This window comes from Streptomyces californicus, from assembly GCF_000717645.1.
Taxonomy (GTDB): domain Bacteria; phylum Actinomycetota; class Actinomycetes; order Streptomycetales; family Streptomycetaceae; genus Streptomyces; species Streptomyces californicus.
Window position 1 is genome coordinate 1 of sequence record NZ_JNZZ01000058.1, and the last position, 6,321, is coordinate 6,321.

6 protein-coding genes and 1 pseudogene are annotated in these 6,321 nt (G+C 68.8%); 5 read left to right on the plus strand and 2 right to left on the minus strand.

The window, feature by feature from the left end; genetic code table 11:
• The first annotated feature begins 142 nt into the window (after window positions 1–142).
• The gene (locus IF19_RS0134055; protein WP_030119687.1) at window positions 143–562 is read left to right on the plus strand and encodes a hypothetical protein; all 420 of its coding nucleotides are present in this window, start codon (window positions 143–145) and stop codon (window positions 560–562) included.
• Between the two features lie 13 nt (window positions 563–575).
• Here IF19_RS0134055 and IF19_RS0134060 read toward each other — a convergent pair whose 3' ends face one another.
• Complete coding sequence (locus IF19_RS0134060; RefSeq protein WP_030119686.1) at window positions 576–1,451, minus strand: IS5 family transposase; 876 nt, start codon at window positions 1,449–1,451, stop codon at window positions 576–578.
• Between the two features lie 5 nt (window positions 1,452–1,456).
• Here IF19_RS0134060 and IF19_RS0134065 point away from each other — a divergent pair, with 5 nt between their 5' ends.
• The 3 genes and pseudogenes from IF19_RS0134065 to IF19_RS1000000138585 form a co-directional block, all read left to right on the plus strand.
• Window positions 1,457–2,446: a Tn3 family transposase gene (locus tag IF19_RS0134065; protein ID WP_078625105.1), complete on the plus strand. Its 990-nt coding sequence runs from the start codon at window positions 1,457–1,459 to the stop codon at window positions 2,444–2,446.
• A gap of 232 nt (window positions 2,447–2,678) precedes the next feature.
• Window positions 2,679–4,067 (plus strand): hypothetical protein, encoded by a 1,389-nt coding sequence (locus IF19_RS1000000137325; RefSeq protein WP_030290276.1) that lies wholly within the window; start codon window positions 2,679–2,681, stop codon window positions 4,065–4,067.
• A 113-nt stretch (window positions 4,068–4,180) separates the two neighbouring features.
• A pseudogene (locus IF19_RS1000000138585) lies at window positions 4,181–4,396 on the plus strand (Tn3 family transposase); the annotation flags it as partial.
• Between the two features lie 269 nt (window positions 4,397–4,665).
• Here IF19_RS1000000138585 and IF19_RS1000000136750 read toward each other — a convergent pair.
• Window positions 4,666–4,953, minus strand: a complete 288-nt coding sequence (locus IF19_RS1000000136750) for a cold-shock protein (RefSeq protein WP_346009383.1) — start codon at window positions 4,951–4,953, stop codon at window positions 4,666–4,668.
• A gap of 195 nt (window positions 4,954–5,148) precedes the next feature.
• Here IF19_RS1000000136750 and IF19_RS0134080 point away from each other — a divergent pair, with 195 nt between their 5' ends.
• Entirely contained in the window at window positions 5,149–6,126 is a 978-nt protein-coding gene (locus IF19_RS0134080) for a recombinase family protein (RefSeq protein ID WP_030119689.1), read from the plus strand.
• Window positions 6,127–6,321 lie beyond the last annotated feature (195 nt).

Genomic DNA, 6,321 nt, shown 5'->3' on the forward strand with positions numbered 1-6,321 from the left:
GAGTGTCGGTCACCGGGCGCACCGGTCAGGGAGGTGCGCGGCCAGGGGGCGGGTCGAGACTGGCCGTCGCATACGGCCGCGGCGCAAAGCCGTCGTTCCTAGGCCGTGTATCGGAAGTGGATCGTGCGCATAGGGTGTCGACATGTCACTGGGTCACATAGTCCTCCTGTCCGGTCGATCGATCCGGCTCACCGAGCTACGGATGTCTTCGACCTACGGGGGGATGCTGGAGGGCTACCCGTGCAAGCGCATCAACGACCGGAAGGTCAGCTGGGTCCAGCGGCAGGCCGAGCTTGCGGTTCCCCACACGCCGGTCCATCTTGTTCCGCCCTCGCGCGAGTACCCGGACGAGACCGCCGGCGCCTTCGGTCCCGTTGAGGTGCTGCCTTCCGTGGCCTGCGTCGGTGTCTTCGACTCCACGGCGCTCGACCCGGCAATGGACGGTTCCACCCTCACCGTCGCCTGGTTCCAGCCAGCAGCGGAGGTGCCAGCGGGTGAGGATGCTGATCTTGCGCTTCGCAGCATTCGTTGGGAGGAACTGGCCCAGGACTACGAGCTGTAGCGACGTTTGCTGATCACAGCCACTCGTGGATGGCCGCGACGAGGACAGTGGCTTCGAAGCGGACCGCGAGCTTGTCGTAGCGGGTGGCCACGGCCCGGTGGCGCTTGAGGCGGTTGATTCCACACTCGACGGCGTGGCGCTCGCGGTAGTCGGCCGGGTCGAAATGCGGCGGTCGGCCGCCGTGGGAGCCGAGCTTTCGGCGGTTGCGGGCCTGGTCGGCCTTGTCGGGGATGGTGCAGAGGATTCCACGACGGCGCAGGTAGGCGCGGTTCTTGCGGGAGGCGTAGGCCTTATCAGCCCGCACGCGATCGGGGCGGACGCGTGGCCGGCCCGGTCCAATGCGGGGCACTCGGACCTTCTCCAGCACGGGTTCGAACTGCGGCGAGTCCCCGCGCTGCCCGGCCGTGATCACGATCGCCATGGGTTTCTGCCCCTGCTCGACGGCCAGGTGCAGCTTGGTGGTGAACCCGCCGCGCGAGCGCCCCAACCCGTGATCGCAGGGCTCGGTGAACACGCCGCCCGGTGGTTCCTTCTGCAGGTCGCCATGCTTGCGGGCCCCGGCCGCATGCTGGTGGGCGCGGCAGACCGTGGAGTCGACATTTAGGTCCCACGTGATCGCCCCCTTCGCGTCGGCCAGGGACTGGAGCCGGGTGATGATCCGGTGCCAGGTGCCGTTCCGCTGCCACCGACGGAACAGGTCGTAAACCCGGCCCCACGGCCCGTACTCGACGGGCACGTCCCGCCACGGCACACCAGTTCGGACCCGGAACCGTATGCCGTCGATCAGCTGCCGGCGAGGCCAGACGGGCGGCCGACCCGCCTTCGTCCCCTTCGGCAACAACGGCTCCAGCACTGCCCATTGCTCGTCTGTGAGATTCCCCCGCCCCATGAGCCGTGATCATTCACCGCTCAAGATCCACTTTCGATACACGGCCTAGAGTCGCCTCGGCGGACGGGGTCCGCTTCACGGTGCCGGTGCAGTCCCTTCACGCCGGATACAGCCCGAAGTACTTCGGGCTCCGCCACAAGGGCGCCACCTGGCTCAACGTCGTCAACGACCAGGTCATGGGCCTCGGCGGTGTCGTCGTCCCCGGCACCCTGCGCGACTCCCTGTTCATCCTGGACGCCCTCCACCACCGCGACGGCGGTCCGAAGCCGGAGACCGTGATCACGGATACCGCCTCGTACTCGGACATCGTGTTCGGGCTGTTCGCGATCTGCGGCTACCAGTTCTCCCCGCGGATCGCCGACATCGGCGACGCCCGCCTGTGGCGCACCCACGCGAGCGCCGACTACGGACCTCTCCAGGACGCCTCCCGCCACACGGTGCGCCTGGACCGGGTCCGGGCCCACTGGGGCGACATGCTGCGCGTGGCCGGCTCCCTGACCACCGGCGAGGTCCGCGGCTACGACCTCATCCGCATGCTCTCCCGCGACGGCCGCCCGACCGGCCTCGGGGACGCTTTCGCGCACTACGGGCGGATCTTCAAGACCCTGCACCTGCTCCAGTTCGTCTCCGACACCGGCTACCGCCGCATGATCGGCAAACAGCTCAACATCACCGAGGCCCGCCACCGCCTCGCCCGGAAGATCTTCTTCGGGCAGCGCGGCGAACTGCGCCAGCACTACCGCGAAGGAATGGAGGACCAGCTCGGCGCACTGGGCCTCGCCCTGAACGCCGTGGTCCTGTGGAACAGCCTCTACCTCGACCGCGCGGCCAAACAGCTCGCCGCCGACGGCTTCCCCGTCACCGACGACCTCCTCGCCCGTCTGTCACCCCTCCAGTTCGACCACATCAACTTTCTCGGCCGCTACGCCTTCTTCCGCCCCCAGGAACCCGGCAGGCGCCCGCTACGGACTGAAGAGGGCGAACTGCCTGCATGACCGTGGGGCCCGGCCCCAGCGGGTCCGGGCCCCACGCCGACACCCGCAGGCGCAAGCAGGCCCGCGATGGTGCCACGACCCGCGCGGCACCATCGCGCCCGGGTCGGGCATACGGCAGTGGGAGCTGTTGGGGACGGGGTGGCCGTGTTGATGATCATGACAGTTCACCTTTTCGGGTGCCGCCCGGGTGAGGTCACCCGTTTGGGCTGGGGTACGGCGACAGACTTTGATCATGTCGAAATTCCCGAGTGGACCCTTCACGATCGTCAACCAGGAGACCGGCCGCTGCCTGCGGGTGCGGCTCGGCGAAACGGTGGACCTCAGCAGCCACAGGCTGGGCACCGAGTACCTGCTGAGCCAGTCCTACCCTCCGAGCCTTGAGCTGGGGCCGGCCGACGGCAGCAAGGCCACCGCCTGGTACTACCGGTCCCACGACGACGCGCTGGAGCGTCAGCCGTTCAACCAGATCGCCAGCTCCGCGGTCAGCGACCTGCAGAACATCGGCGACTACGGCGTGTGGATGTACAGCGAGCCGTTCGCCGAAGAGCGCGAGAACGCCCTCCTGAGGGCGTGGTACGCCAGCAAGCTCAACGACGCGACCGGGGAGGTAGCGAAGCGGCTCCAGGCGCTGATCCCCGAGGAGTGGCACGTACAGGTCTCGCAGGAATACGAAGACGAGCTGGCGGACTGGGAGAAGGCGGGCAGCCAGTTCGAAGGGGTGGTGGACGAGCCCAACGGCAGGCAGGCAGCGCTGCTGGAGGAGCTTCGGCCCCAGCACGGCAAGCTGCTGGAGGCTCTCCCCGGGCACATGGACGCGATCATGAAGGCGTACCTGAACGCACCCAAGCTCCACTGGAAGCACAAGGACGGAACAGCGCTGGACAAGCAGGAGATGGAGCAGTCCTGGGAGCGCGCATTGTTGATCGGGGCCAAAGCGGTGCAGTCGTTCGAGGAGCAGATGGAGCACGCCGAGCCGCAGGAGCTGGAGAGCCTGCTGGGGGCGCAGGTCCTTGCGATGCGCTTTTCCGGGGCCGAAAAGATCAGTGAGCGACTGGGGAAGCTGGGGCTGCCGTCACTGTTCGGGGAGGCGCTGGAGGAGGCGCGGCGCACCGAGCAGGCCCTGGTGAAAGCGCTCAAGGCGGAGGCGCCGGTGCGGGCGTGGCAGCGTCGAGCCCCGATCAAGGGCGTGGCCAGGTGGAACGACCGCTGCGCGAGCCTGGCGTTCTACGGGGAGGACGGGCTCGACGTCATCGGCGAGAAGTTCGTCGAGGCGATGCGCGCCTACCTCGACGCGGCAGCCAAGGAAGGGATCACCAAGCCCGTGAGCACTGCCAGCTCGCGGACCGGGATGTACGGCTGTGGCGCCAAGCGGTACGAGGGCAGTACCTACCGGTGGGACTACGACGGCACGTACATCACCGCCTCGGACAGCAAGACCGTGCCATCGGAGCGAACCTACTGGACCGACGACGACGGCCGCCTGGTCGGCAAGACCAAGGGCGGCCCCGGCCAGAAGTGGACGGTCACCCCCTACAAGGAGCCGGCCGACAAGGTCAATGGCGAGGACATCTTCCTCACCGGTCTGTTCGGACCGCTCGCCAGCATCCTCCGGCCCGCCTGAGGGGCAGTTCACCCAAACGGTCCACCGAGTCCGTCTCCAGCAGCATCCGGTTCCCGGTGCCCAGCAGTACGAGCGCCCGGCCCCGTGGGGGCCGGGCCCATCGTCACGAACGACCCCTGGCGCAGGCGTTCGCCGAGTACGGGCGCATCACCAAGACCCTCCACCTCCTGGCGGTCGTCGACCCGGTCGACGACACCTACCGGCGCCAGATGCACAAGCAGCTCACCGTCCAGGAGTCCCGCCACAAGCTCGCCCGCGACCTCTGCCACGGCAAGAAGGGCACCCTCCACCAGACGTACCGCCACGGGATGGAGGACCAGCTCGGCGCGCACCCCGGCCGGCGGCGGCCTGCGCCCGCTGAGCGATCCGGACGCTGCCGCGCTCGACGACGAGGACGGCGCAGCGGGCTGAGCCCCGGCATCAGCCCTCGCTGGCGCAGCCGGCCGCGGCCTCGCCTCAGCGGGCGTCGCCGAAGGGTCGGCGGCCTCCTCGGCGGGGGTGCGGCCAGCGCGGTGACGCCGCAGCACCCGGCGGTCGCGTGGGGCCTCTGTGCCGGAGCCTGTGCTGGCTTCCTGGGGCTTGGCGACCCGGACGTCCGCTACTTGTTGCTGACCTTGACGTTGACGGCGTTCAGCCCCTTGTTTCCCCGCTCGATCTGGTAGTCGACCTTGTCGTTGTCCTTAATTTGGCCGATTAGCCCCGATGAGTGCACGAAAATGTCTTCACTGCCGTCCTGGGGGATGATGAACCCGAATCCCTTTGCTTCGTTGTAGAACTTCACTGTGCCTTCGTGCATCTCTGCCTCCTCGCCGAGGCGTGCGCCTCGCTTGTCGCCACATCCTGCTCGGCCTCGGGGTGATGTGAGGCCATCGGCGAAAACGATCATGCCCACCGGGTCGCGGCCCTATACCCCGGACACGCCCGTGACTGCGGGTCACTCGCAGAAATGGTCCTTTCCAGAGAACCTCCGCCGGAGACCCGCGTGGAGCTCCGGGACCCCGGATTCGTTCTCACAACCCGTTCTCACTCAGGTCGGGACCGGGCCCCCTTCTGAGAACTGGGTTGTGAGAACATCCCGGTCATGACGGACCCTCACGAACCCGCCTCGGCCGACGCGGACGACGTCGAACGCCACCTCTGCCCGCGGTGCGCGGCCGAGCCGGGCTCGCCGTGCCGGTCGCGCGCCGGCGCGGTCGCCGGTACCTACCACACCGGCCGGTTCACCAAGGTGCCCCGCCTCGCGAAGCTGCTGCGGGTCCAGACCCCCGCGAGCCGCGGCCCCGGACAGCCCTGGCGGCCCGGCACTCCGCCACCCGCCCCGCTCGACCCGGACACCCCGAGCGCGGACATCCGCATCGGCTACGCCCGCTGCTCGACCCTGGGCCAGGAACTCGACTCCCAGCTCGACGCCCTCGCCCAGCACGGTGTCCCCCGGGAGAAGGTCTTCAGCGAGAAGATCAGCACCCGCATCCGGGTCCGCCCCCAGTTCGAAGCCGCCCTCACCGCGGCCCGCGAGGTCAAAGCGCACGCACCGCACTGCCGGGTCATCCTCACCGTCTACGAGATGAAACGGCTCGGCCGCGACGCCGCCGAGCTCACCGCGCTCGCCGACCACCTCACCGCCCACGGCCTGGTCCTGGAGATGCTCGCCGGGCCCCTGCCCGGCATGTACGACCCCAGCGGCCCCGGCCGACTGCTGTTCGCGTTCTTCGCCGCGATGGCCGAGACCGAGCGGGAAAACATCCGCGAGTCCACCCTCGAAGGCCTCGACACCGCCGCCCGCAAGGGCCAGCACGGCGGCCGCCCCCCGGTCATCACCGACGACATGCTCCACACCGTCATCCGCCGCCGCACCGCAGGTGAATCAGTCGAGCAGATCCAGCCCGACCTGATCATCCCCACCGGCAAACGCAAGGGCCAGAGCCCTTCTGTCGCGAGCATCTACCGGGCACTCGCCGAGCACGGGAAGGCCCAGGCCTACCCCGAGGCCGTCGAGGCGGCCCAGGCCGACTTCACGGCGCTACGCCAGCGGTCAGCGACCGCGCCCGCCAGCTCGTAGAGGCCCGCTACTGGCCGTTCCGACCCTCCCGACGGCCGTAGGGCCTGGCTACCGCCAAATCCCGGTCCGATCCTCCCCAAGGGCCGGTATGCGGCGCTTAGAGGTCCTAACAAAGGCGTTGGACGTGTCGGTGAGTGATGAGGCAGGTGGCGAGGCCGAGGAAGGCTTCGTGGATGTCGTCGCGTCGTTCCCATC